Annotated in this window: 21 protein-coding genes; 8 read left to right on the forward strand and 13 right to left on the reverse strand. The window is 66.7% G+C overall.

From position 1 onward, the window contains the following. The 3 genes from V6D91_RS02215 to V6D91_RS02225 are packed head-to-tail and all read right to left on the reverse strand — an operon-like array spanning position 1 to position 3,329. Positions 1-1,158, reverse strand: a complete 1,158-nt coding sequence (locus tag V6D91_RS02215; RefSeq protein WP_347317550.1) for a glycosyltransferase family 4 protein — start codon at positions 1,156-1,158, stop codon at positions 1-3. Further along, complete coding sequence (locus V6D91_RS02220) at positions 1,139-1,858, reverse strand: PIG-L deacetylase family protein (protein WP_347317551.1); 720 nt, start codon at positions 1,856-1,858, stop codon at positions 1,139-1,141. Before V6D91_RS02220 ends, V6D91_RS02215 begins: the two co-directional genes overlap by 20 nt. 7 nt (positions 1,859-1,865) lie before the next feature. Further along, positions 1,866-3,329, reverse strand: coding sequence for a glycosyltransferase family 39 protein (locus tag V6D91_RS02225; RefSeq protein ID WP_347317552.1), 1,464 nt, complete (start codon positions 3,327-3,329; stop codon positions 1,866-1,868). Between the two features lie 89 nt (positions 3,330-3,418). Between V6D91_RS02225 and V6D91_RS02230 the strand changes: the two genes are divergently transcribed. After that, positions 3,419-4,945, forward strand: a complete 1,527-nt coding sequence (locus tag V6D91_RS02230; protein WP_347317553.1) for a glycosyltransferase family 39 protein — start codon at positions 3,419-3,421, stop codon at positions 4,943-4,945. Between the two features lie 75 nt (positions 4,946-5,020). On the opposite strand, the gene V6D91_RS02235 is transcribed toward V6D91_RS02230, so the two are convergent. From V6D91_RS02235 to V6D91_RS02260, 6 genes are read right to left on the reverse strand one after another with little or no spacing between them, the layout of a single operon-like run. Further along, positions 5,021-5,728: a hypothetical protein gene (locus V6D91_RS02235; protein ID WP_347317554.1), complete on the reverse strand. Its 708-nt coding sequence runs from the start codon at positions 5,726-5,728 to the stop codon at positions 5,021-5,023. 49 nt (positions 5,729-5,777) lie between these two features. Next, positions 5,778-6,542, reverse strand: coding sequence for a phosphatase PAP2 family protein (locus V6D91_RS02240; protein WP_347317555.1), 765 nt, complete (start codon positions 6,540-6,542; stop codon positions 5,778-5,780). Next, positions 6,523-7,533 (reverse strand): glycosyltransferase family 2 protein, encoded by a 1,011-nt coding sequence (locus tag V6D91_RS02245; protein WP_347317556.1) that lies wholly within the window; start codon positions 7,531-7,533, stop codon positions 6,523-6,525. The genes V6D91_RS02240 and V6D91_RS02245 overlap by 20 nt, the downstream gene beginning before the upstream one ends. Next, entirely contained in the window at positions 7,530-8,501 is a 972-nt protein-coding gene (locus V6D91_RS02250) for a lysylphosphatidylglycerol synthase domain-containing protein (RefSeq protein ID WP_347317557.1), read from the reverse strand. Before V6D91_RS02250 ends, V6D91_RS02245 begins: the two co-directional genes overlap by 4 nt. Then, positions 8,483-8,806, reverse strand: coding sequence for a type II toxin-antitoxin system PemK/MazF family toxin (locus V6D91_RS02255; RefSeq protein WP_347317558.1), 324 nt, complete (start codon positions 8,804-8,806; stop codon positions 8,483-8,485). The genes V6D91_RS02250 and V6D91_RS02255 overlap by 19 nt, the downstream gene beginning before the upstream one ends. Further along, on the reverse strand, positions 8,799-8,993 hold the full coding sequence (locus tag V6D91_RS02260; RefSeq protein ID WP_347317559.1) for a DUF2281 domain-containing protein: 195 nt from the start codon (positions 8,991-8,993) through the stop codon (positions 8,799-8,801). Before V6D91_RS02260 ends, V6D91_RS02255 begins: the two co-directional genes overlap by 8 nt. A gap of 86 nt (positions 8,994-9,079) precedes the next feature. Here V6D91_RS02260 and V6D91_RS02265 point away from each other — a divergent pair, with 86 nt between their 5' ends. Next, positions 9,080-12,013, forward strand: a complete 2,934-nt coding sequence (locus V6D91_RS02265) for a valine--tRNA ligase (protein ID WP_347317560.1) — start codon at positions 9,080-9,082, stop codon at positions 12,011-12,013. After that, the gene (arfB, locus tag V6D91_RS02270) at positions 12,010-12,414 is read left to right on the forward strand and encodes an alternative ribosome rescue aminoacyl-tRNA hydrolase ArfB (protein WP_347317561.1); all 405 of its coding nucleotides are present in this window, start codon (positions 12,010-12,012) and stop codon (positions 12,412-12,414) included. Before V6D91_RS02265 ends, arfB begins: the two co-directional genes overlap by 4 nt. A gap of 39 nt (positions 12,415-12,453) precedes the next feature. On the opposite strand, the gene V6D91_RS02275 is transcribed toward arfB, so the two are convergent. Together V6D91_RS02275 and V6D91_RS02280 are read right to left on the reverse strand one after the other, a co-directional pair. Beyond that, positions 12,454-13,152, reverse strand: coding sequence for a pirin family protein (locus V6D91_RS02275; RefSeq protein ID WP_347317562.1), 699 nt, complete (start codon positions 13,150-13,152; stop codon positions 12,454-12,456). A 21-nt stretch (positions 13,153-13,173) separates the two neighbouring features. Beyond that, positions 13,174-13,776: an FMN-dependent NADH-azoreductase gene (locus V6D91_RS02280; RefSeq protein ID WP_347317563.1), complete on the reverse strand. Its 603-nt coding sequence runs from the start codon at positions 13,774-13,776 to the stop codon at positions 13,174-13,176. 110 nt (positions 13,777-13,886) lie between these two features. Between V6D91_RS02280 and V6D91_RS02285 the strand changes: the two genes are divergently transcribed. Both V6D91_RS02285 and V6D91_RS02290 read left to right on the forward strand, forming a co-directional pair. Beyond that, positions 13,887-14,777 (forward strand): LysR family transcriptional regulator, encoded by an 891-nt coding sequence (locus V6D91_RS02285; protein WP_347317564.1) that lies wholly within the window; start codon positions 13,887-13,889, stop codon positions 14,775-14,777. 44 nt (positions 14,778-14,821) lie between these two features. Beyond that, positions 14,822-15,355, forward strand: a complete 534-nt coding sequence (locus tag V6D91_RS02290; RefSeq protein WP_347317565.1) for a hypothetical protein — start codon at positions 14,822-14,824, stop codon at positions 15,353-15,355. Between the two features lie 3 nt (positions 15,356-15,358). Here the strand turns inward: V6D91_RS02290 and V6D91_RS02295 are convergent, their stop codons facing one another. Then, a complete protein-coding gene (locus tag V6D91_RS02295) occupies positions 15,359-17,725 on the reverse strand; it encodes a DNA internalization-related competence protein ComEC/Rec2 (protein WP_347317566.1) in 2,367 nt (788 codons plus the stop codon). A 51-nt stretch (positions 17,726-17,776) separates the two neighbouring features. On the opposite strand from V6D91_RS02295, the gene gloB reads away from it, so the two are divergent. Further along, positions 17,777-18,559: a hydroxyacylglutathione hydrolase gene (gene gloB / locus V6D91_RS02300; RefSeq protein ID WP_347317567.1), complete on the forward strand. Its 783-nt coding sequence runs from the start codon at positions 17,777-17,779 to the stop codon at positions 18,557-18,559. A 57-nt stretch (positions 18,560-18,616) separates the two neighbouring features. Continuing rightward, a complete protein-coding gene (locus tag V6D91_RS02305) occupies positions 18,617-20,386 on the forward strand; it encodes a LysM peptidoglycan-binding domain-containing protein (protein ID WP_347317568.1) in 1,770 nt (589 codons plus the stop codon). A 174-nt stretch (positions 20,387-20,560) separates the two neighbouring features. Here the strand turns inward: V6D91_RS02305 and parE are convergent, their stop codons facing one another. Beyond that, positions 20,561-22,453 (reverse strand): DNA topoisomerase IV subunit B, encoded by a 1,893-nt coding sequence (gene parE / locus V6D91_RS02310; RefSeq protein ID WP_347317569.1) that lies wholly within the window; start codon positions 22,451-22,453, stop codon positions 20,561-20,563. A 93-nt stretch (positions 22,454-22,546) separates the two neighbouring features. Between parE and trxA the strand changes: the two genes are divergently transcribed. Beyond that, positions 22,547-23,404, forward strand: coding sequence for a thioredoxin (trxA, locus tag V6D91_RS02315; protein WP_347317570.1), 858 nt, complete (start codon positions 22,547-22,549; stop codon positions 23,402-23,404). Positions 23,405-23,463: the final 59 nt, after the last annotated feature.

Consider the following 23,463-nt stretch of genomic DNA (forward strand, 5'->3'; position numbering starts at 1 on the left):
TCAATTCGCCGCCTTGCGGACATAGGTTTGCATCAGGTCATCCACCGCTCGCGCCATCCGCTCCAGGCCAAAGCGTGCCAAAACATCCGCCTGCCCAGACTGGCCCAGGGATCGCCGAAGTTCGGCATCGGCCGCCAGCCGCTCAAGGCAGGCAGCCAGCGCCTGCGCATCCCCCTCGGGGAAGGACAACCCGGTTTCGTGGTTGCGCATGACCTCGCCCAATCCACCGCTCGCGCTCACCACGGTGACCACACCGGCCGCCATGCCCTCGATGGCCCCAAGCCCTAAGCCTTCCCCGCGCGAGGGCAGGACATTGATGTCCATCAGGGCGTAATACGGCGCCACATCCTGCACGAAGCCCGTAAACACCAGCTGCTCGGGATCGGCGCCATGATAGGCGGCCATCTGACGCAGGGCGGCATGATCGGGCTCATCACGGGGCCCCAGGATCAGCACGCGGTAGGGGAAACTCACCTTGGCAAGGGCCGCGAACAGCACGTCGTAGCCCTTGAGGTCCATCTTGTCCGGCGACCACCCCGGATAGACCCCAAACCGCGCCACCATGCCAAGCACCATCTCCCCCGGTTGGCGATCGGGCAGCCACTGCGCCCGCAGGCGCTCCACCGCCTGGGGATCGGGGTGGGCAAAGGGAAAAAGATCGACCCCGGCATGGATCAGGTGCACGCGGGCGGCGGGGTAGGACGACGCGATCAGGGATTGCGCCACCGCCTCACTGATGGCGATCTGGCGCGCCACCAGCCAGCGGTGCAACTGCACCCCGCCCAGACGGCTGGTGCCGCTGATGCAGTGACGCATGAACCAGAGCGGTGGCCGCATCCCAAGCAGCTTGGCACGCAGCCCCAGGTGGCGACTGCCGGAATCATGCGTGAGCACCACATCCGCATCGTGCACCGCCCGGTTGAAGGCACGCAGGCCGCGCAGGCCTCGGGGATAGTCGAGGGTCACATGCCCCAGGGCAGCGAGGTCGTGGTAACGCAGGAAGGCTGGCTTGACGACGTAATCGACCCGATGCCCGGCCTCGCTCATCGCCCGCCCCAAGGCCAGCGCAATGCGATCGGCCCCGCCGCGGCCATCCCCGGCGATAATCTGCACCAGGCGTAGGCGGCAATCCGGCCCGTCAAATGCGCTTGAAGGCATGTTCCATCAACTCGACGTGGCGCGAGGCGCTCATGCGCAGGAAGGCTTCCGCATACTCGCCCGCGCCCGTGGTGATGCCTCGGTAGCGGGAGAGGGCCATGCCCGCCTCCAGCCAGTTGTTGGCCGCATTCTGGCTGGTAAAGCAGGCCAGCGCCTCGCGCTTCTGCCCGGCATGGGCGGAGATGTCGATCGCCACATTGGGCGTGAGGGTGTTCCACACCTCGTACGAGTAGACCATGTAACCCGCCCGGCTCGCCCGGCTGTGGCGCGCCAGGAGGAGGTTCACCGAAAGATGGTCGACGTGCCGATCAAACAGCCCCGGGGTGTAGACCACATCCGGCTGTTCCTCGGCAAGAAAGGTCGCGAGTATGCCCGGAAGATCGGCCTGATCCATCAGCGTCTTGGAGGGATAGGGCAGAAAATCCTGTCGCTGCACCCCCAAGATCCTTCCGGCCGCCTGACCTTCCGCGATGCGCTCGGGCGTGCAATCGGCAAAGGTCAGCACCGCCACCCGATCCCCCAGCGCCACATGCTTGGCCATCACCCCACCACAGCCGATGGTCTCATCGTCGATGTGCGGGGCGAGCACCACCACACGCTGGCCGCGCGGCTTGTCCTCCTTGGCCACGGAATAATTCAACAGCGGTTCAATGCCCTCGTACAGGCGGTAAATGGCGCTCCAGCGCAGCCTTCGGTTCATGCGCGCATCATCCTTTGTAGTCTCGGAGGAGGAAAACCGAATACTCCAGCGCCCAGTCCCGGTGAATGGGCACATGCAAAGGCGGGAGAGGCTCGACGGAGGCGAAGTGTTCGGCGATGGGCCCCGGCGCACTGGCGCTGGTGACCAACAACACATCCCGGCCCCGCTGCGTGGGGCCCAGGCTGTGCATGAGGTCATACTGGTGCCGCAGCAAACCTTGCGGATTCCAACTCAACACCCGCTCAGACGGAATGCGGGCGTAATAGGCGAGCTCCGCCAACACCTCGCGCTCCTCGCTCACCAGCAACGCCTGCGGGTGCGCGGCCTGAAGACGGGTGAATTGCTCGCCCAAGCGGTCCCAGCCCCGCACCCGCTTGAACGGATCACTCTTGGCGCTCAGCTCGAAACCGAGCCCCGCCGCGATCCGATCGTAATGGTAGGCCCCGAACATCAACGCCACATTCAAGGCCAAGGCCGCCAGCAACCAGCGAGGATGGGCATGCGCCACGCCCCAGTGGGCCAGCAGGACGCTGGCCGCAACGAAGGCGGGAGCGGCCCAATTGGCATTGGCCCGGCCAAGCAGGGCCTGGGCACTGATGACGGCAAGGAAGGTGAAGGTGAATACCAGAAGCAGCACCGTCCAGGGGGTACGTGGTACCCGGAAGGCCGCGACCAGCCCCAGCACCAAGGCCAACGGCCCAAACACCGCAAACTGGCCGCCCCAAAAGGCACCGAGCTCCCCCCAGTGCAGGGTTTGCTCATGCAGATGGGATATCTCCGCCGTATGCCGCAGGGTGGGCCAGCCGTGGGTGGCATTCCAGAGCAGATTGGGCAGGAAGATCAGCAGGGCAAGACCCGCAGCCAGCCACAGGCGCGGATTGCGCAGCTGACCACGCCAGGCGGGCACCAGCAGCAGCGCGAGCAGGGCGGAGGGCGCAAACAGGATCATGGTGTATTTGCTCAAAAGGCCCAATCCACCCGCCAGCCCGACCAGGAGCCAATGGCGCCAGGCATTGGTTTCCAGGGCACGGATGAAGGCCAACAGCCCTGCCGTCCAGAACAGCAGCAGCAGCACATCCGTGGAGATGATCAGATTGGAGAGTGCCACGCCGGGCATGAGCAGGAACAGCGCCGCGGCCCACAGCCCGGTGCGGGCATCGAAAAGCGTCTCACCGAGCTTGAACACGAGGAACGTGGTGATGGGGTAGACCAGCAGCGCGCCGAGCTTGACGCAGAACACGCCATCGCCACAGAGCGCGGTGGTCAGGGCGATCAACACGGCAATCAGCGGCGGCTTGGAGTAATAGCCCCAGTCGAGCTGTTGTGCCCAGCCCCAGTAATAGGCCTCGTCCACGTACAGACTCAGCCCGGACCCCGCCAGCACCAAGGCCCGGTAAGCGGTCACAAGGCCGATCAGCAGAACGACTCCGAGATAGGCGCGGGAATCAGGCGTGTCGATCAGAGGGCGCACGAAAATATCGTCATGAGACTGGCAAGGAGGCATAGCCTAACCCAAAGGGGCTTGTTACAGTGCCTCACCCTTCGATTTTCCGCCCGGCCATGCCCCGTTACGCGCCTCACTACGTCCTGCTCACCCTCGCCGCAGTGATCAGCTTTCTGGTCAACCTCGGGGGCGTCCCCCTGTTCGACCTGGACGAAGGCGCCTTCTCGGAGGCCACGCGGGAGATGTTCGTGCGCGGGGACTTCATCTCCCCGTTCGTCAACGGCGTGCCGCGCTTCGACAAGCCGGTGCTGATCCACTGGCTGCAGGCGGCAAGCATGGCCATCTTCGGCCCCACCCCATTCGCCTTCCGCCTGCCCTCGGCCCTGGCGGCCACCGGCTGGGTACTCCTGGTCTACGGCTTCATCGCCCGCGTGCTGGATCGCGACACCGCCCTGCGCGCCGCCCTGCTGGTCGCAACCGCCCTCGGGATCATGGTGATCGGCCGCGCCGCCACCGCCGACGCCCTGCTCAACCTCTGGCTGGTGGCGGCCATGTTCGGGATCTACCTCTACTTCCTTGAGCGCCGCACGCGCTGGATCCTGCTCACCCACGCCGCCATGGGCCTCGGCTTTCTCACCAAGGGCCCGATTGCGCTCTTGATCCCGGGTGCGGTGGCCCTGCTGTTCTTTGCCCTGCAGCGCGAACTGCCCGCCCTATGGCGGGCGGCCTTCCATCCGCTGGGCCTGGTGCTGCTCATCGCCATCCCCCTGCCCTGGTACCTGTTGCAATACCAGGCCCAGGGCATGGCCTTCATCGACGGCTTCTTCGGCACCCACAACGTCGAACGCTTCTCGGGGCCGATGGAGGGCCACGCGGGCAGCCTGTTCTATTACCTCCCCGTCGCCCTGCTGCTCGCCCTGCCCTACACCACCCCGCTGCTGCGCGCGGTGCGCGAGCTGCCCGAGCGGGTCAAGTCGCCACTGGGCCTCTACCTATGGCTGTGGTTTGGCTTTGTGCTGGTGTTCTTCTCCCTCTCCGGCACCAAGCTGCCGCATTACCTCAACTACGGCATGACCGCGGCCCTGATCCTCGCCGCCCTGGCCCTGTCCGCGCTGCGCTCACGCACCCTCGCCCTGCTCCCGCCGGTGCTGTTTTTCGCCGCCCTCGCCGCCCTGCCCCCACTATGGCCGCATATCACCGCCATGCAGAGGGACGAAGACGTGCGCGCCCTCTTGAGCGGCGCGGAGGGGCTGTTCGTACCCGGCTTTGGCATCGTGTTCGCCCTGCTCGCATTCGGCGGCATCGCCCTGATGCTGGCCCGCAGGCTTTCCTTGACCCGCGCCCTGATCGGCCTGGGACTCGCCGGCAACCTCGCCCTCGCCCTGTGGCTCGTCCCGAGCCTGGCCGCCATCCAGCAAGGCCCCATCGCCCACGCCGCTGAACTTGCCCGCAACCAAGCCGGCCCCTACGTGATGTGGGGCCTCAACACCCCAAGCTACAGCGTGCACAGCGGGCATGTGCAGGAGCGGCGGGAGCCGCGCCCTGGGGATTTAGTCTTGACCCGTACACGCAAGCTGGCGGAACTGCCGCCGCATGAGGTGCTGATGGATGAGCGGGGGTATGCGCTGGTGCGTTTGAAGTAGCCAGCATGGCGGTGCTGGAGGAGCCCCGAACCGAATCCAGGCTCATCCGTGGACGCCGCCCTGCCGCCACACCGGTCACTCCTTCAACCTCACCCGCAGCCAGCCATCCTCAACGCGGATGTCCTCGACACCCTCGGCAAAGCCCTGCCAGAAGCCCTGCTCGTCGCCAAAGGTCTGCACCAGGTCGATGTTTTTCATACCGCCGAGCCAGGCCCCGGGGATAGGCACGCCCATCAGACTGATGCCCTTGAGCACGACCACCGGGCGGCCGCCTCGGAAGGCCGCCTCCACCCCCGCGGACACGCGCACGGTCTTGCCCCCCAGGATCGGAAAATCCGGCTCGACCGGCACCAGCAGGCGCACGCTGATCAAATCGCGCGACAGGTCGACGGACATCTTGCGGGCCAGATCCTTGTTGTTGGCGATCAGGGCGTTCAGCTCCCGTTCGCTGAAGCTGACCACGCGCTCCTCCGCCCGCTCGGCGTAAGGTCGGGGCTTAAGCCACGCCTCGTCCGTTTGTGGCTTTGGGCCGTGCTCGGGCACCTCGGGCTCGAAACCGAGCGCACGCAGCTTGGACGCCAGCGTCCGTTGCTCCGTCGCGCTCAATTCAACGGGGGTGAAATCCTTGACGTCGATGAAGGTGCGCACGAACCAGAAGGTCGTCGCGATGGTGACCAGAATCGTTACGAGCACGATCCAGAACACATGGATGCCGCGCATCCCGCCCCTGGCGGGGGGCGTTGGCCCGCTCGTCGTTTCTGCGCTGGTCGTTTCTGCGTTCATGCAGGCACCTCCTCGATTCGCCTGCCGAGGAGTGTAGGCCACCAGGCCGTCAGCGCAGGCGGCGATTGGCGCGCCACAACACCCAGGCACTGCCGAGCACGGCCCACAGGACCACCGGCACCAGCACCCAGCGCCCCTCGGGGTAGCCGCCGTCGAAGCCATGGAGCTGCGTCAGGACGATGACCAGCAACAGGGCCATGAGCGGCTGACCCCAGCGGCGGTTGACCGGCCAGCGCTCGGCCAGGCGCACCCCGACCCAGGCCGCCATCCAGCCGATGAACACCCCGGCGGCCACGTCCTGCGGCCAGTGGGCACCGACCACGGTGCGCGCAAGCCCCACCACCACCGCCACGCCAGCGGCAAGCAGCACACCCCACCACGGCGCGCGCAGGGCCAGGGCCAGTGCGCCCGCGGCGGTGGCAATGCTGGCCGAGTGACCGGAGGGAAAGGTCTTGGCGTGGAGGGCATGACCGATCAGGTGCACCTCGTCGGTCGGCAAAACACCCAATGGGCGCGGCCAGGCAAGCCAGGGTTTCAGACCATGGACCACCAGGGTGGCGAGCAGGGCGGAGACCACGGCGGCCCAGACCACCTCGGGCCGGCGCCAGATAAACGGCAGGAAAAGGACGACAGTAACCAGGGTGTCGCCGAGCAGGTTGATCCCCGCCCATGGCGGCTCGAATCCTACGCCCCAGCCATTGATGAAATGGAAACCCGCCAGGTTGACGCCGGGAAGAAAACTGATCAGCAGCAGGAGCGCGAACAGCCCGGCCAGGGCGAGATAGAGCCGCTGCTCAGGCCGGAGGGGGTTCACACCAAGCCTCATCATCGGTGGCCGGTACGGCATCCTTGTTGCGCACAATGTAGCTCTTGCGCTCCTGCGACTCGAAGTAGACCCGCGAGAGCATCTCGGCCACCACGCCGGTGGTCAGCATCTGCACGCCCACCAGGATCAGCAGGATGCCGGTGAAGAACAGCGGACGGGTGCCGATGTCCTCACCCAAAAGCTTGAGCAGCACCATGTAGGCCATGATCAGGCCACCCAGCCCCCCAAGGCCCAGGCCCACCATGCCGAAGAAATGCCCGGGGCGCGCGGAGAAGCGCATGAAGAAGTACACCACCAACAGGTCGATGATGACACGGAAGGTGCGCGAGATCCCGTACTTCGACACCCCGCGGGTGCGCGGATGGTGCTGCACCACCTCCTCGGCGATGCGGTTCGGCGCGGTGTAGGTGGCAAGCCACGCCGGGATGAAGCGGTGCATCTCGCCATACAGGCGCACGTTCTTGACCACCTCGGCGCGGAACACCTTCAGGCTGCAGCCATAGTCGTGCAGCTGCACCCCGGTAATACGGCGGATCAGCTTATTGGCGATGCGCGAGGGGATCTTGCGCATGATGACCGCATCCTGGCGGTTTTTGCGCCAGCCGGCGACGAGGTCGAGGTCCTCGTCCAGCAGGCGGTTGACCATGCGCGGGATGTCGATGGGGTCGTTCTGCAGATCGCCATCGAGGGTGGCGATCACATCACCGCGCGCAAGGTCGATCCCCGCCTGCATCGCCGCGGTCTGGCCGAAGTTGCGGCGCAGCTCCACCACCCGCACGTGCTCGCCATACTTGGCCTGGCCCTCGCGCATCATCGCCAGCGTGCCATCACTGCTGCCATCGTTCACCAGCAGCACCTCCCAGGGCATGGGATAGTGCCCCAGCACCTCGTGCACGCGCTCGAGCATGGGCAGGACGTTGTCCTGCTCGTTGTACATGGGGATGACAAGGGAGAGGCGGTGCTGGGCGCTGGAGGTCATGGCGTTGATGGGTCCTTGGCGGGTGTCGGCATGGTAGCCGATTTGCCCGAGATCAGCATGGCGGCCAGGCCGAAAAGCAGGCTTGAGGCGAGCAGGAACAGGTGGGTATTGATGGCCGCTGCGGTGGCTGCTGCCAGCTCCATCCCCTGCGGCAGCAGCAGGCCGAGCATGCCCGCCTCATAGGTGCCAAAGCCGCCTGGGGCATGGATCGGCAATACGGAGGTCACCTCCCCGCCGAGCACCGCAAGCCCCGCCCCGGCCCAGTCGATGGCGAGGAACTGGCGCAGGATCCACGCCAGCGCCGCGAGTTTGACCAGCCAGTTGGCCCAGGTCAAAAGCACACCGCGTGAGAAATGCGCAACATCGCGCGGCAGGCCGGCCAGGGCCTTGTCGAGCAGCCTGCGCAGCCTGCCCTCCCCCATGCCCGCAACCCAGGCTGTCAGCCACCCGCGCAACGACCAGACCACGAACGGGGCCACCAGGGCGAGCCCCAGCAAAGCCAAGGCCATGACCTTCACCTTCGCCAGCCATAAGAGGCTCCCGAGCCCTAGGGCGGCCAAAACCTGGGCATCCACCAGCCGGATCCAGAACAGCCCCGCCAGCGCATGCGCAGGATCGGTGCCAAACCGCTGCCGCATCAGGATCGGAAAGCTCAGCTCCCCGCTGCGCATGGGCAGGAGGTTGTTCCAGAGATTGTGCTGAAGGTTGAGGGAGAGCACCGCACCGAAGCGGCGATGGATAGCGAAATGATCCGCCACGCGCCAGGCGCGGAGAACATAGCTTCCGAGCATCATGGCGACGGCGACCAGCAGCCCGCCGAACGAGACCTCGGCCCAAGGGGCGAGCAGGCGCCCCCAGCCGAAGAGCCACTCAACGACGAGAGCGAGGAGGATCACCAGGACATACCCCACCCCCCGCCGCACGGCAGGCGAGATCCACCGCGCCAGCTTCAGCCGATCGTGTCGCACAGTCCGTTCCGCGCCCGTTCGAGAACCTCGGTCCCCACCCTGCCGATGGCCTTGACGACCAACCCCGCACTCAGCGTCACAACGCGATCGAGCCTGATCCAGCTTTCGACAGGCAACTGCCCTTCCTGAAGGTCCGCGTTACTGAGGGGCATGGTGTGCTCATGATGCGCTCGCGAAGTCACCGGCAAGGCGATGAAATCGCCAAAGGCATCAGGCGCGGTCAGGGCCAGCACCGGACGGCGCTTGGACGAGGACATATCGGTGAAGGGGAAAGGGATGAGCAGAATGCTTCCCGCCTCAAACATGATCCCAGACCTCTTCGCCCGGCTGGTCCCAAAGGCCTGCCAGGCTCGACTGCTGGGCCTGGACGAGATCCGCCCACGCCTGTTGTTCGCGCCGCTCCTTCAGATAACCGATGAAGTCCAGCACTTCCTTAGCCTGATCCTCAGGCAGCGACTTCACCTGCTCCTGGATCAATTCAGCCCAGCCCATGCCACACCTCCCAACTGCCCCAGTCGGAACCTCGATAAAGAAGAGCCTATAATGCCCCATCTTCTACACGCCTCCGAACGCCCGTCATGGAAAAAACCTACGATCCGAAAGCGATCGAAGCCCGCTGGTACGCCGAGTGGGAACACGCCAACCACTTTGCCCCGCAGGGGAATGGCCCCGCCTACTGCATCATGCTGCCGCCGCCGAACGTGACCGGCAGCCTGCACATGGGGCATGCCTTCCAGGACACGATCATGGATGCGCTGATCCGCTATCACCGCATGAAGGGGGACCAGACCCTGTGGCAGCCGGGCACCGACCATGCGGGCATCGCCACCCAGATGGTGGTGGAGCGTCAGCTGGCGGCCAAAGGCCAGACGCGCCATGACCTGGGCCGTGACGCCTTCATCGACAAGGTGTGGGCGTGGAAGGCCGAATCCGGCGGCACCATCACCCGCCAGATGCGCCGCCTGGGCGCCTCGCCCGACTGGTCGCGCGAGCGCTTCACCATGGACGAGGGCCTGTCGGACGCCGTGAAAGAAGTGTTCGTCCGCCTGTATGACGACGGCCTGATCTACCGCGGCAAGCGCCTGGTGAACTGGGACCCGGTCCTGCACACCGCCGTCTCCGACCTGGAGGTGATCAGCGAGGAGGAACAAGGCCACCTGTGGCAACTGCGCTACCCTCTGAGCGACGGCTCCGGTCATCTCGTCGTCGCCACCACCCGCCCGGAGACCATGCTGGGCGACACCGCCGTAGCGGTGAACCCGGAGGATGAGCGCTACAAGCACCTGATCGGCAAGACCCTGCGCCTGCCGCTGGTGGGCCGCGAGATCCCCATCATCGGCGATGAGTACGTCGACATGGCCTTCGGCACCGGCTGCGTGAAGATCACCCCGGCGCACGACTTCAACGACTACGCCATTGGCCAGCGCCACAACCTGCCGATGATCAACGTCATGACCTCTGACGCGCGCATCCGCGACCAGGCTGAGGTTGTCGGCGGCGAGGCGAACCTCGGCCTCATCCCCGAGAAGTACCGTGGCCTCGACCGCTTCGAGGCACGCGACGTCATCCTCCACGACCTGAGGGAGCTCGACCTCCTGGGCGAGATCAAGCCGCACACCCTGATGGTCCCGCGCGGCGACCGCACAGGCAGCGTGATCGAGCCGATGCTGACCGACCAGTGGTTTGTGGACCTGACCCGCGAGGTGCAGCCCGATGGCCGCCCCGGCGGCAAGAAGGCCATCACCGAGCCGGCCCTCGCCTGCGTGCGTGACGGCCGGGTCAGATTCGTGCCGCAAAACTGGGAGAACACCTACTTCCAGTGGCTGAACAACATCCAGGATTGGTGCATCAGTCGCCAGATCTGGTGGGGCCACCGCATTCCCGCCTGGTACGACGGCGCGGGCAACGTCTACGTCGCCCGTTCGGAGGCGGAGGCGCGCGCCAAGTACGGCCTGCCCGCCGACCTCGTCCTGACCCAGGACGTGGATGTGCTCGACACCTGGTTCTCCTCCGCCCTGTGGCCGTTCTCCACCCTCGGCTGGCCAGAAAAAACCCCCGAGCTTGCCACCTTCTACCCCACCAGCGTCCTGGTCACGGGCTTCGACATTATCTTCTTCTGGGTCGCCCGGATGGTGATGATGGGCAACTACTTCATGGGCGACGTGCCGTTCCGCGAGGTGTACGTGCATGGCCTTGTGCGCGACGCGCAGGGCCAGAAGATGTCCAAGTCCAAGGGCAATGTGCTGGACCCGATCGACCTGATCGACGGCATCGACCTCGAAACCCTGGTCAAGAAGCGCACCAGCGGCCTGATGCAGCCCAAGATGGCCGCCAAGATCGAGAAAGACACCCGCAAGGAGTTCCCGGACGGCATCCCCGCCTTCGGCACCGACGCCCTGCGCTTCACCTTCGCCGCCCTCGCCTCCACCGGCCGCGACATCCGCTTCGACCTTGCGCGGGTGGAGGGCTACCGCAATTTTTGCAACAAGCTCTGGAACGCCAGCCGTTACGTACTGATGCAGTGCGAAGGGCAGGACTGCGGCGTGGTGGGAGCGGCGCCCTCGCCGCGTTCAGACACGGCTCGCCCCGAGGGCGGGGCTCCTACAGGCGAGGTGACCCTCACCCTCGCCGACCGCTGGATCATCAGCCTTCTGCAGCGGCTTGAGGCGGATGTCATCCGCTATTTTGAATCCTACCGTTTCGACCTCGCCGCCCAGGCGCTGTACGACTTCACCTGGAACGAGTACTGCGACTGGTACCTCGAGCTCTCCAAACCCGCGCTCAAGACCGGAGATGAGGCCACCCAGCGCGGCACCCGCCGCACCCTCGTGCGCGTGCTCGAAGCCCTGCTGCGCCTGCTGCATCCGATCATGCCGTTCATCACCGAGGAGATCTGGCAGCGCGTCGCACCGCTGGCAGGCAAGGCTCCCCTCGCCCTTGAGGGGAGAGGGGCCGGGGGAGAGGGTGAATACCAAGCCACCATCATGCTGCAGCCCTTCCCGCAGCCGGAGGCCAGCCGCATCGACGAAACAGCCCTCGCTGACATCGACTGGCTCAAGGCCTTCGTGCTCGGCGTGCGCCGCATCCGTGCGGAGATGGACATTGCCCCGGGCAAACCGCTGCCGGTGCTCATCGCCAACGCCTCCGCCAACGACCGCCGCCTGCTGGCTGACAACCGCGCCTTCCTCACCTCCCTCGCCCGCATCGAGAACATCGAGGTGGTCGAGGACGAGGCCAGCGCGCCCGAGTCCGCGGTCGCCCTGGTCGGTGAGATGAAGGTGCTGATCCCGCTCGCCGGGCTGATCGACAAGGAGGCCGAGCTGGCGCGCCTCGGCAAGGAGATCGGCAAGCTCGAGAAGGAGCTGGACAAGTGCCGCACCAAGCTCGGTAACCCCACCTTCACCGACAAGGCCCCGCCGGCGGTCGTCGAGCAGGAGCGCCAGCGCGAGCGCGAGTTCAGCGCCGCCCTGGAACAACTGCGGGCGCAGGAAGCGAAGATCCGCGCGCTGTGACCGCTCACCTGCCCGTCCCCGAGGACGAGATCGAGCTCACCTCCATCCGCGCCCAGGGACCGGGCGGGCAGAACGTGAACAAGGTCGCGACCGCGGTTCACCTGCGCTTCGACGTGAAGGCCTCCTCCCTCCCGAACGAGGTGAAGGCTCGGCTGCTCGCCCTGCACGATCACCGCATCACGAAGGATGGGGTGGTCGTGATCAAAGCGCAGCGCTTCAACAGCCACGAGAAGAACCGTGCGGACGCACTCCTGCGCCTGCACGACCTGCTCGTGACCGCCACCCGCCCAGCCAAGCTGCGCAAGCCGACCAAGCCGACGCGGGCGTCAAGGGTGAGGCGGCTGGAGAGCAAGGCGAAACACGGCCGGATCAAGGCCCTGCGGGGCAAGGTACGGGAATAAGCCTCCTGCGGCTCCTCTGCAAGCCCTGCCGCGGAAAGCTCATGGCAGGTCGAACAGCAGGAACTCCGCGTCCTTGCCCTCCGCGAAAACCAGCCGGGCTTCCTCCGCGATCTTCGCCCCGTCACCCGCCCGCATCTGCTGGCCGTTGAGCGTCAGCTCACCGCGCGCGAGGTGCACATAGGCGCGGCGTCCTGGCGCAAGCGTGTGTTCGACGACCTCCCCGCCATCGAGCAGGCCGGCGTAAAGGAGCGCGTCCTGCTTCATCGTCAGCGAGCCATGCCGCCCGTCCGGCGAGGCAATCAGGCGCAGGCGCCCGACCAGCTCATCGGCTGGAAAAGCGCGCTGCTGGTAGCCCGGCTCGGTGCCGCGCCGCTCAGGTTCGATCCAGATCTGCAGGAAATGCACCTCTTCCGTCGCGGAGGGGTTGTACTCGCTGTGCATGATGCCGCGTCCCGCGCTCATCAGCTGCACCTCGCCCGGACGGATCACCGAGCCGCTGCCGGTCGAGTCCCTGTGCTGCAAGGCGCCCTCGAGCACGTAGGAGATGATCTCCATGTTGCTGTGACCATGGGTGCTGAACCCTGCCCCCGGCATGACCCGGTCGTCATTGATCACGCGCAGCGGACCCCAGCCCATCTGCTCCGGGTCATAGTACTGGCCGAAGGAAAAGCTGTGATGGCTGTCGAGCCAGCCGAAGCGGGCGCGGCCGCGATCATCCGCCCTGCGCAACGTGATCATGTCGCTCTCCTTTTGTTTGTTTCACCCGGAGGTCAAGGCGTGAATCTGCCGGCGCGCGGCCTCGTCGGCCTCGGCGAAGCGCTCCTCGCCCATCGCCAGCCCCTCGGCATAGACGAAGGTGACATCGGTGATGCCGATGAAGCCGAGGAAGTCGCGCAGGTAGCCGGTCTGGGTGTCTTTCGGCGTGCCGCTGTAGATCCCTCCGCGCGCCGCGAGGATGATGGCGCGCTTACCCTGAAGCAGCCCTTCCGGGCCGTTTGCGGTATAGCGGAAGGTGATGCCGGCGCGGGCAATGTGATCAAAGTAAGCCTTCAGGGTGGACGGGATACCGAAGTTGTACATCGGCACGCCGATCACGATCACGTCCGCCCCCTGAATCTCGGCGATCAGCTCGTCGGACAGGCGCGCGGCCGCCTGAAGCGCCTCGTCTCGCTGTTCCGGCGGGGTGAAGAAGGCGTTCAGGGTGGTTTCCGTAAGGTGCGGCACGGGAGCCGTGGTGAGGTCACGGACGACGATGCGATCTGCCGGATGCCTGGCACGCCAGGCGTCTACGAATTCATGCGCCAGGCGGTTGGCGTGACCGGCGGCGCGGGCGCTGGTGTTGATCTGCAGCAGGGTGTTCATGGCTATCTCCTTATCCGGGGACCCGAGGTTTCTACCGGGAGAACGATAGGCTTGATCTCTTCGATAAAAAAGCGCATAAATTGCAACAATATCATCCAAATATTCGATCAATGTTCATCCCAAGGACCACCCTTGAGCAATGGCGCGTGCTGCAGTCGATCGTCGAGCACGGCGGCTTCGCCCAGGCCGCCGCGGCCCTGCACCGGAGCCAGTCATCCGTCAGCTATGCCGTCGCACGGCTGCAGGAGTCACTTGGCCTTGAGCTGCTCGCACCGGAGGGGCGCAAGGCGCGGCTGACGGAGGCTGGCCGGACGCTGCTGGCTCGCGCCGAGGAAGTGCTGGAGGCCGCGCGCCGGCTGGAGGGACTGGCCGCCACCCTGCGCCAAGGCTGGGAGCCGGAAGTGCGGCTGGCAGTGGACGCGGCCTTCCCCACCCCGTTGCTGCTCCAGGCCCTGGCCCGCTTTGCCGAACTGGCGCCGCAGACGCGCCTGCAATTGCGGGAGGAAGTGCTGTCCGGGGCGGACGAGGCCTGCATCGACGGCAGCGCCGACCTGGTGATCGCCGCGCGGGTGCCGGAGGGACATCTGGGCGATGTGCTGATCGAGGTCGAGTTCATCGCCGTCGCCCATCCCAATCACCCGCTGCATCGCCTTGGACGCCCCATCGAGGCTGACGACCTGCGCCAGGCGCAGCAGGTCGTGCTGCGCGACTCGGGCAGGATGAAGCCCAGGGACGAGGGCTGGCTGGGCTCCCCCCGGCGCTGGACCGTGACGGGCATGGAGACGGCCCTGTCGATGGTTGCCGCCGGGCTCGGCTTCGCCTGGCTGCCCCGCCACCTGATCCAGGCGCGCATCGAGGCGGGCGAGCTTCTCCCCCTGCCCCTACGCGAGGGGCAGCGGCGTAAGGCGCCGCTCTACCTCATCTTCGTCCAGCCCGAACTGGCCGGGCCCGCCACCCGCCAGCTGGCCGAGGTGCTGGGGCAGACGGTGAACCGGACCTGACGGACGTCGTATCATGTCGGCTTTCACAGGCCCGCGTGACTTCCATGCCCAACGCCCTCCAGCACCAGATCGCCCATACCCACGCCGAACTCATCCGCCTGGCGGTGGCCGTGCGCCAGGATTCCGACCTGGCCCCGGCCCTGTTCGAACTTTTCCGCGAGATGGAGGAGGCCGGCTGGAACGCACTGGTGAAGGCCATGATCGACTTCGTCAACGGCGAGGCTGTCGACCTTGCGGCACTGGACGAGGAGGACCGGGCCATCCTGCAGGCCATGCAGCGTGGCCTTGAGGACCCCACCTTCCTCGCCGAGCTGGAGCAGGACGCCGCCCACCAGGCGGCAGCCCCCCTCGCCGCGCTGATCTACGCCGCCACCTTGGGCGAGCGCGAGGCGCTGGAGACCATGGCGGGCCTGCGCGAGGCGGCGGACACCCCGGCCGCGATCGCGACGTCCGAGGCGCTGATCGCCATCGTCGAGGGCGAGCGGGAGACGGACACGCTGACCGCAGGTCTGCCCGAGGCTCAGGCCCGCCTGGTCCGCGCCGTGCTTAACGAGCTGGCTGCACTCGAGGCGGCCTGACCCTCAGGGCAAGGCCTGAATAACTACTCCCCCCTCCCCCTTCGACGGGGGAGGGGTCGGGGGAGAGGGTGATGGCGACTCCGCCGGCACCCGCCAAGCCCACAACCACCCCAACCGGGCACAATCCACCTCCGGCGCCCCAGCCTCCGCCAGCCGCACCCGAATCCGACCACAGGCAGGCGTATCCAAGACCGCCGCCCCAGCCTCCTGCCAGCGCGCCACGACCTCCGGTCTGGGATGGCGAAAGTTGTTGCGGTAGCCCGCCGAGATCAGGGCGATGCGGGGTGCGGCCGCCTCGACGAAGGCCATGCTCGAAGAGGTCGCGCTGCCGTGGTGGGGCACCTGCACCACCGTGGCACGCAAGGCATCGGGCTCCTCCAAAAGCGCCGCCTCGGCCCGCCGCTCGATATCCCCGGTAAGTAATACACTCCCGCCCGGCGCATCGATGCGCAGCACGCAGCTCTGATCGTTGTCCTTGCCGTCGCGGAAACCGGCCACCGGGTGCAAGAAGGCAAAACGCACACCATCCCAAGCCCAGCCCTCGCCCTTCCGGCAGGGCTCGCCCTCATGCAGGCCCCCGCCATGCCAGAGGCGTAGCACCTCGCGATCCGAGCGGATGGCCTCAAATCCGCCGGCGTGGTCCCGGTCCCCATTGCTGAGCACCACCGCGTCCAGACGCCCCACGCCCAGCCCGCGCAACACGGGCAGCACCACCTCCGCGCCGGCATCGAAACCGCCAAAGCCGAGGGGACCGGCGTCGTACAGCATGACGTGGCCGGAGGTGCGCACCAGAACCGCCTGCCCCTGCCCCACATCCAGCATGTCCAGCCACAGCTCCCCCGGCCCAGGCTGCGGTACGCGCGGCCAAGTCAAGGGCGCGAGCAGGAACAGCCCCACCCAGCGCGCGGGCACGCCGACGGGCGCCAGCAACCAGACCAGTGCCGGAATGGCGAGCAGGAAGGCCCAGCCCTGGGCCTTGGGCGGGAACCATTGCGCCATGGGCCAGGCCGCCATGCCGTGCAGCAGCCCCATCAGCCCGTCAAGCAGGCGGGCGGCGAGCCACAACAGGGCATGAGCGAGCGGCTCGGCCAACAGGGCGAGCACACTCCCCGCCAGCGCCAGCGGGGTGACGAGCAGACTCACCAAGGGAATAGCAATGGCATTGGCGAGCGGGGAGACCAGCGCGCCGCGCTGGAACAGCAGCAGGGTCAGAGGCAAGAGGCCGAGCGAGACTGCCAGCTGCGCATGACTGGCCTCCCGCAGCCAGCCCGGCCGCGCCAGCCGTCCCGACCCGGCATAGACCAGGAGGCCGACCGCACCAAAGGACAGCCAGAGGCCGACGTCCAGCACCGACAGCGGATCCCACAGCAGGACGAACAGCAAGGCCAGGCCGAGCACGTCGCGCGTGCGCACCACGCGGCGCGAGAGCAGGGCCAGCACCACCGCGAGCAGCATCAGCAAGGTGCGCTGGGTCGGCACGGAGAAGCCTGCCAGCAGACTGTACCCCAGCGCACCCACCCCGCCCGCGAGCGCACCGGCGAGCGGGGCAGGACACCGGAGAACCAAGGCAGGGATCCACGCCCAAAGCCTGCGCACCAGCGCCCAGATCAGTCCCGCGATCATGGTGACGTGCAACCCGGAGATCGCCAGCAGGTGATTGGTCCCGGTGGCGATCAGATCATCCCACTGGGACTCGACGATGAGCGAGCGATCGCCGATGACAAGCCCCAAGATCAGGCCAAGCGAAGGCTCCCCCGCCAGCATCCCGGCCAAGCGCTCGCGCACGGCCAGCCGCAGGCCATCGACCGCCCACGCCGGGGCGGGCGAAAGGCGCGTGCCATCACGCACCGTCCCGGTGGCCTGGATACCCTGGCGGAACAACCAGGCCTCGTAATCGAAACCGAAGCCGTTGACGGTCCCGTGCGGCCTTTTGAGCCGCGCGTTGACCCGCCACACCTCTCCCGGTGCAAGCCTCGGGGCATCCTTGTACCAACTCAGGCGCAACTTGCGGGGGAACCCCGGCTCCTGCCCCTCAGGCGCCCTCACTACTTCAGCGACGAAGACGACACCACGGGCACGCGCCTCCGGTAATTCCTCGATGCGCAGATCAAACACCAACGGCTCCCCTTCAAGCGGGGCCGCAAGCCAACCATCGCGCACCGCCCCGACCGCATGCCCGCCGAGGGCCAGCCCAAGCAACAGCCATGCGAGCGGGCGGGTACCGGGGAGGAGCACCAGCAACACGGCAAGGAGCAGGGCAAGAAAGACATGCTCGGCCAGCGAAGGGCACGGCATGGCAGCCACGCACCCTGCCAGCATCAGTAACGCGGCACGGGCGGGGGTGACCGAGAAGGGGATGGGCTGCGACATTCCTTTCGCCTAGACTTCCATGATCCTCTGAATCTAGACCAGCCCGAATCCATGCGCATCACTCCCCTGCCCGCCTTCGACGACAACTACATCTGGCTGCTGCACGATGACGCCCAGGAGGCCGCCGTGGTCGATCCGGGCGACGCACGGCCGGTGATCGACCACCTCGACGGCCAAGGCCTGCGCCTGACCGCCATCCTGCTTACCCACCACCACTGGGACCACACCGGCGGCGCGCGCGAACTGGCCGAGCGTTATGGGGCGCCGATCCTCGGCCCGGATTCAGAGCGCATCGACTGCGTCAGCCGGCCGCTCAAAGAGGGGGAGAGCGTCGATCTTGGCCGGCTCGGCCAGTGGCGGGTGATGGCCACCCCGGGCCACACCCTCGACCACATCGCTTACTACAACCCGAAGGCGGGCGCGCTGTTCTGCGGCGACACCCTGTTCGGCGCCGGCTGCGGCCGGCTGTTCGAGGGCACCCCGCAACAGATGCAGGACTCGCTCGAGAAGATCCGCGCCCTGCCTGATGACACCCTCATCTACTGCGGCCACGAGTACACCGAGGACAACCTGCGCTTCGCAGTGCTGGCCGAACCCGGCAACCCTGCCATCCGCGCCCGCATCGAGGCCACCCGCGCACAGCGCGAGCGGGGTGAACCGACCGTCCCCTCCACCCTCCTGCTCGAGAAGTCGACCAACCCCTTCCTGCGCTGGGACAGCCCCGAGCTGCGCCAGCGCGCGGCCGAGCGCAGCGGAGAAAACCTCTCGGTCCCCAGCGCGATGTTCGCCGCAGTACGCGCCTGGAAAGACGCGTTCGATGCCAAACTTGCATGAACATCCTGCCAACGTTACGATCCCCGGCTTGATCCAGGACAGCAGCACAGGCCTCCGATGCGCTTGTTATCCCTTGCCATCGTGCTCATGCTCGCCCTTTCGGGCTGCGCCGAGCTGGACATCCGCGAGGATAAGGCCGAGGCACAGTCCGGACCGGGTGCGACGCCGAACGACCTGCCGAGTCACGAGGACCTCTACCGTCTTGCTGCCCAGGAGCCTGCACCCGCAACCCAGGCCCCGCGCGGCGACCCCGCCCCCGACTATGGACTGTGGACCCGCCTGGCGCGCGACTTCACCATGTACTCCATGGTGCACGACCGCATCGACCGGGAGATGTTCGGCTACCTCAGCCGGCTGGACCAGCTGCAGACCATCACCCAGCGCGCGGAACCCTACCTGTTCTTCATCGTCGAGCAGCTGCGCGAGCGCGGCATGCCGATGGAGCTCGCCCTGCTGCCGATCGTCGAAAGCGCCTACCAGCCGCAGGCCACCTCGCGCTCCCAGGCCGCCGGCTTGTGGCAGTTCATCCCCAGCACCGGCCAGCATTTCGGCCTGAAGCAGAACTGGTGGTACGACGGCCGCCGCGATGTACACGCCTCCACCCAGGCCGCACTGGACTACCTCCAGCGCCTGAATGACATGTTCGAGGGCGACTGGACCCTCGCCCTCGCCGCCTACAACGCCGGCGAAGGCACCGTCAGCCGGGCCATCGAACGCGCCGCGTCCAAAGGCGAGCCTACGGATTACTGGTCGCTCGACCTGCCGGAGGAGACCAAGGCCTACGTCCCCCGCCTGATCGCCCTCAGCCGCCTGTTCCACGACCCGCACGTGTACGGACTGATCCCGCACAAGGTCGAGGATGCCCCCTTCCTCGCCCGCATCGAACTGGACCGCCCGCTGGACCTGTCCAAGGTCGCCAATGCCATGGACATGAGCGTGGATGAACTGTACCGCCTCAACCCCGGCTTCAAGCGCGGGGTGAACGGCAATGGCAAGGAAACCGTGGCCCTGCTTCTGCCGCAGGACAAGGCCCACCGGCTGAAGACCATGGACATGAAAGAGCTGTATGCCGTCCTGCCCAGGCAGCGCCAGATCAAGGCGGCCCGTGACGAGAGCGCGGCCAGCTTCGCCCGCCGTTTTGGTGTGAGCCTCGCCACCCTGCGCGACATGAACCCCCTGCTGCGTGACAAGGTCACACGCGGCCAGACCGTATTGCTCCCCGAAAGGCCCTCCGAGCGTATCGAACTGGCCGAGGCCAAACCGGCCGCTTCAGCGGCTCCCGGCAAGGCCATCAATCACGCGGTCTCACCTGGCGAAAACCTCTACCAGATCTCGCGCCAGCACGGGGTGGATACGCAGACCCTCGCCTCGTGGAATGGCCTGAAGCCGGACACCACGCTCAAGGCAGGACAGAAGCTGGTCATCTACACCGATCCGTCGTGGACCCGACGGCCACACCCCGCAGGGGCTTCCGGCATGGAAGCCGGAAGGGTCGGAGGGGAGGGATCAGCGGATCGGGGATCGCCGAAGGCGCTACGTGAAGCTGGCGAAGCCCGCGCGCAGGGTGCGGACGGCCTCCGCGAGGCCAAGATCGCGGAAGGACGCCCGACGAGCACGCCGAGCGCCACCGCCAAGGCGCCTGCCGGGGAAGCGCGCAAGACCACCTACACCGTGCAGAAAGGGGACACCCTGTTCAGCATCGCCAGACGCTTCAAGGTGGAGGTGGCGCAGCTGCGCCAGTGGAACAAGCTGGACGAGAAGGGCGAGCTCAAGCCCGGCCAGACCATCGTCGTCGTACTCGCCGAAGCGCCGTCGAAAGCCTCCTGATGGCGGGGGCAGGGGTAGCCCCTGGCTGTGGGCAGGTTCCATCCTCCCTCCGGAAATGAAGGCACTGTAGGAGGCCCGCCCCGGGCCGATGCGCATCATCGCGGGCGGGGACCGCTCACCCAGAGGCCAAGCTACCCGTGGCGGTGAAGAAATACGGGGGGATGCAGACTTGCCTCAGACCACCACATCCGCCAGATGACCCTTGCTCTCCAGCCAGGCGCGCCGGTCGGCGGCACGCCGCTTGGCCAGCAGCATGTCGAGCATGAGGCGCGCCTCCTCCGCCTGATCAAGGGTCAGGCGCACCAGGCGGCGGGTCTCCGGGGCGATGGTCGATTCGCGCAGTTGCATCGGGTTCATCTCACCCAAGCCCTTGAAGCGGGTCACGCTTATCTTGCCCACCTTCTCCGCCTTCAGGCGGTCGAGGATGCCGTCGCGCTCCTGCTCGTCCAGGGCGTAGAACACCTGCTTGCCGGCATCGATGCGGAACAGCGGCGGCATGGCCACGTACACGTGTCCGGCCTCGACCAGGCTTGGGAAATGGCGCACGAACAGGGCGCACAGCAGGGTGGCGATGTGCTGGCCGTCGGAGTCGGCGTCCGCCAGCACGCACACCTTGCCGTAGCGTAGCCCCGACAGATCGGGGTTGCCCGGCTCGATGCCGAGCGCCACCGCGATGTCGTGCACCTCTTGGGAGGCGAGCACCTGCTCCGGGTCGGTCTCCCAGGTATTCAGGATCTTGCCGCGCAGGGGCAGGATGGCCTGGAAGTCCCGATCGCGCGCCTGCTTGGCCGAGCCGCCGGCGGAGTCGCCCTCGACCAGAAACAACTCGGTGCGGGAAAGGTCGGTAGACAGGCAGTCCGCCAGTTTGCCCGGCAGCGCGGGGCCCTGGGTGACGCGCTTGCGTACCACCTTCTTCTCCTCGCGCAGGCGGCGCTGGGCCTTCTGGATGGCAAGCTGCGCGATCTGCTCGCCCACCTCCGGCTGCTGGTTGAGCCACAGGCTGAAGGCATCCTTGAGCACACCCGAGACGAAGGCCGCACTCTCACGCGAGGAGAGGCGCTCCTTGGTCTGGCCGGCGAACTGCGGCTCGCGCATCTTCAAGGAGAGCACGAAGGTCACATCCTGCCAGACGTCCTCCGGCGCAAGCTTAAGCCCACGCGGCAGCAGGTTGCGGAACTCGCAGAACTCGCGCAGGGCCTCGGTCAGCCCCAGGCGCAGGCCGTTGACGTGGGTGCCGCCCTGCGGGGTGGGAATGAGGTTGACGTAGCTCTCCTGGATGGCCTCACCGCCCTCGGCCAGCCAGGCCAGAGCCCAATCCACCGCCTCGCGCTCGCCCGCCAGGCTGCCCGTGAAGGCCGCCATCGGCAGGATCGGCTGACCGGCCAAGGCCTCCAGCAGGTAGTCGCGCAGCCCATCCGCGTAGCACCACTCCTCCTTCGTCCCCTCCCCCTCGTCGATGAACGTGACTTTAAGGCCGGGGCACAACACCGCCTTGGCACGCAACAGCTGGCGCAGGCGGCCCACCTGGAACTTCGGCGTGTCGAAATACCTTGGTTCCGGCCAGAAACGCACCAAGGTGCCGGTGCGGTTCCTGCCCACCGTGCCCATGACGTGCAGGTCCTCGACCTTGGCGCCATGCTCGAAGGCCATGGCGTGTTCCTTGCCGTCCCGCCAGACGGTGACCTCCAGCCGGCGCGAAAGCGCGTTGACCACCGACACCCCCACCCCGTGCAGGCCACCGGAGTAGCCGTAGGCCTTCTCGGAGAACTTGCCGCCCGCATGCAGCTTGGTGAGGATCACCTCCACCCCCGGGATGCCCTGTTCGGGGTGGATGTCGACCGGCATGCCACGCCCGTCGTCGACCACCGAGACCGAACCATCGCCGTGCAGGGTCACCTCGATCCGCTTGGCGAAGCCGGCCAGCGCCTCGTCCACGCTGTTGTCGATGACCTCCTGCGCCAAATGATTCGGGCGGGTGGTGTCGGTATACATGCCAGGACGCTTCTGCACAGGCTCAAGCCCGGTGAGCACCTCGATGGCGGCGGCGTTGTAGGCGTTGTTGCTCATGCTGGTCGCTTGAATCCCCGATGGACGCCCCCATTCTAACGGCAGCCTGTAAGATAGGGCTCACCGTTTTTGGAACCGATTCGAGATCACACGATGAGTAGCTTCGTCTTTGACGTCACCGAACAGGACTTTGCCGAGAAGGTCATCCAGGCCTCACACGAGCGCCCCGTACTGGTCGATTTCTGGGCAGCGTGGTGCCAGCCCTGCCAGATCCTCAAGCCGCTGCTCAAGCGCGTGGTGGAGGGCTATAACGGCGAGGTGCACCTGGCCTATGTCGACACCGACCAGGAGCAGATGCTGGCCGCCCAGTTCGGCATCCGCAGCCTGCCGACCGTGATGCTGTTCAAGGACGGCCGCGCCATCGACCAGTTCATGGGCGCGCAACCGGAGGGCGCAATCCGCAAACTCATCGACAAGCACATCGTGCGCGAGTCTGACCTGCTGCTGAAACAGGCCATGGGCTTCTTGGAGCAGGGTGAAGAGGAGGCCGCGGTGGAGATGCTCAAGCAGGCGAACCGCATCGACCCGAAGAACACCGCCGTGCTGTTCGCCCTCGCCCGCTTCGCCGCCCACTCCGGCAACTTCGACGAAGCCCTGGCCATCTTGGAGGCCATCCCGGACGAGGCCCCCGAGGCGGGCATGGCACGCGAGCTGAAGGCGCAGATCGGCTTCGCCCGCCAGGCCAAGGAGGCCGGTGACATGGGCGAGCTTTTGGGGCGCATCAGCCACGACCCCGCCGACCTCGAAGCCCGCCAGAAGCTCGCCACCGTGCTGATCGGCCAGGGCCAGCACGAGGCGGCGATGGAGCAGTTTCTCGAGATCATGAAGCGCGACCGCGCCTTCGGCGACGACGCCGGGCGCAAGGGGCTCTTGCAGCTGTTCGAGATGCTCGGCAACGAGCACCCTCTGGTTTCGACCTACCGCCGCAGGATGTTCAGCCTGATGCACTAACAGCCGTTGAAAAAGGCTTTCAACATCCTGCCAAGGCAAGCCCGCACCGCCTACCAGAC

It is taken from the genome of Thiofaba sp. EF100 (genome assembly GCF_039822285.1).
Lineage (GTDB): Bacteria > Pseudomonadota > Gammaproteobacteria > Halothiobacillales > Halothiobacillaceae > Thiofaba.

What these genes read in the sequence shown, in the direction of transcription:
- V6D91_RS02245 (WP_347317556.1), bottom strand. Translation starts at nt 7,533, where the DNA reads ATGACCTCCAGCGCCCAGCACCGCCTCTCCCTTGTCATCCCCATGTAC.
- V6D91_RS02215 (WP_347317550.1), bottom strand. Translation starts at nt 1,158, where the DNA reads ATGCCTTCAAGCGCATTTGACGGGCCGGATTGCCGCCTACGCCTGGTG.
- V6D91_RS02285 (WP_347317564.1), top strand. Translation starts at nt 13,887, where the DNA reads ATGTTCATCCCAAGGACCACCCTTGAGCAATGGCGCGTGCTGCAGTCG.
- V6D91_RS02260 (WP_347317559.1), bottom strand. Translation starts at nt 8,993, where the DNA reads ATGGGCTGGGCTGAATTGATCCAGGAGCAGGTGAAGTCGCTGCCTGAG.
- gloB (WP_347317567.1), top strand. Translation starts at nt 17,777, where the DNA reads ATGCGCATCACTCCCCTGCCCGCCTTCGACGACAACTACATCTGGCTG.
- trxA (WP_347317570.1), top strand. Translation starts at nt 22,547, where the DNA reads ATGAGTAGCTTCGTCTTTGACGTCACCGAACAGGACTTTGCCGAGAAG.
- V6D91_RS02290 (WP_347317565.1), top strand. Translation starts at nt 14,822, where the DNA reads ATGCCCAACGCCCTCCAGCACCAGATCGCCCATACCCACGCCGAACTC.
- V6D91_RS02305 (WP_347317568.1), top strand. Translation starts at nt 18,617, where the DNA reads ATGCGCTTGTTATCCCTTGCCATCGTGCTCATGCTCGCCCTTTCGGGC.
- V6D91_RS02255 (WP_347317558.1), bottom strand. Translation starts at nt 8,806, where the DNA reads ATGTTTGAGGCGGGAAGCATTCTGCTCATCCCTTTCCCCTTCACCGAT.
- V6D91_RS02280 (WP_347317563.1), bottom strand. Translation starts at nt 13,776, where the DNA reads ATGAACACCCTGCTGCAGATCAACACCAGCGCCCGCGCCGCCGGTCAC.
- V6D91_RS02220 (WP_347317551.1), bottom strand. Translation starts at nt 1,858, where the DNA reads ATGAACCGAAGGCTGCGCTGGAGCGCCATTTACCGCCTGTACGAGGGC.
- parE (WP_347317569.1), bottom strand. Translation starts at nt 22,453, where the DNA reads ATGAGCAACAACGCCTACAACGCCGCCGCCATCGAGGTGCTCACCGGG.
- V6D91_RS02265 (WP_347317560.1), top strand. Translation starts at nt 9,080, where the DNA reads ATGGAAAAAACCTACGATCCGAAAGCGATCGAAGCCCGCTGGTACGCC.
- V6D91_RS02230 (WP_347317553.1), top strand. Translation starts at nt 3,419, where the DNA reads ATGCCCCGTTACGCGCCTCACTACGTCCTGCTCACCCTCGCCGCAGTG.
- V6D91_RS02275 (WP_347317562.1), bottom strand. Translation starts at nt 13,152, where the DNA reads ATGATCACGTTGCGCAGGGCGGATGATCGCGGCCGCGCCCGCTTCGGC.
- V6D91_RS02235 (WP_347317554.1), bottom strand. Translation starts at nt 5,728, where the DNA reads ATGAACGCAGAAACGACCAGCGCAGAAACGACGAGCGGGCCAACGCCC.
- V6D91_RS02295 (WP_347317566.1), bottom strand. Translation starts at nt 17,725, where the DNA reads ATGTCGCAGCCCATCCCCTTCTCGGTCACCCCCGCCCGTGCCGCGTTA.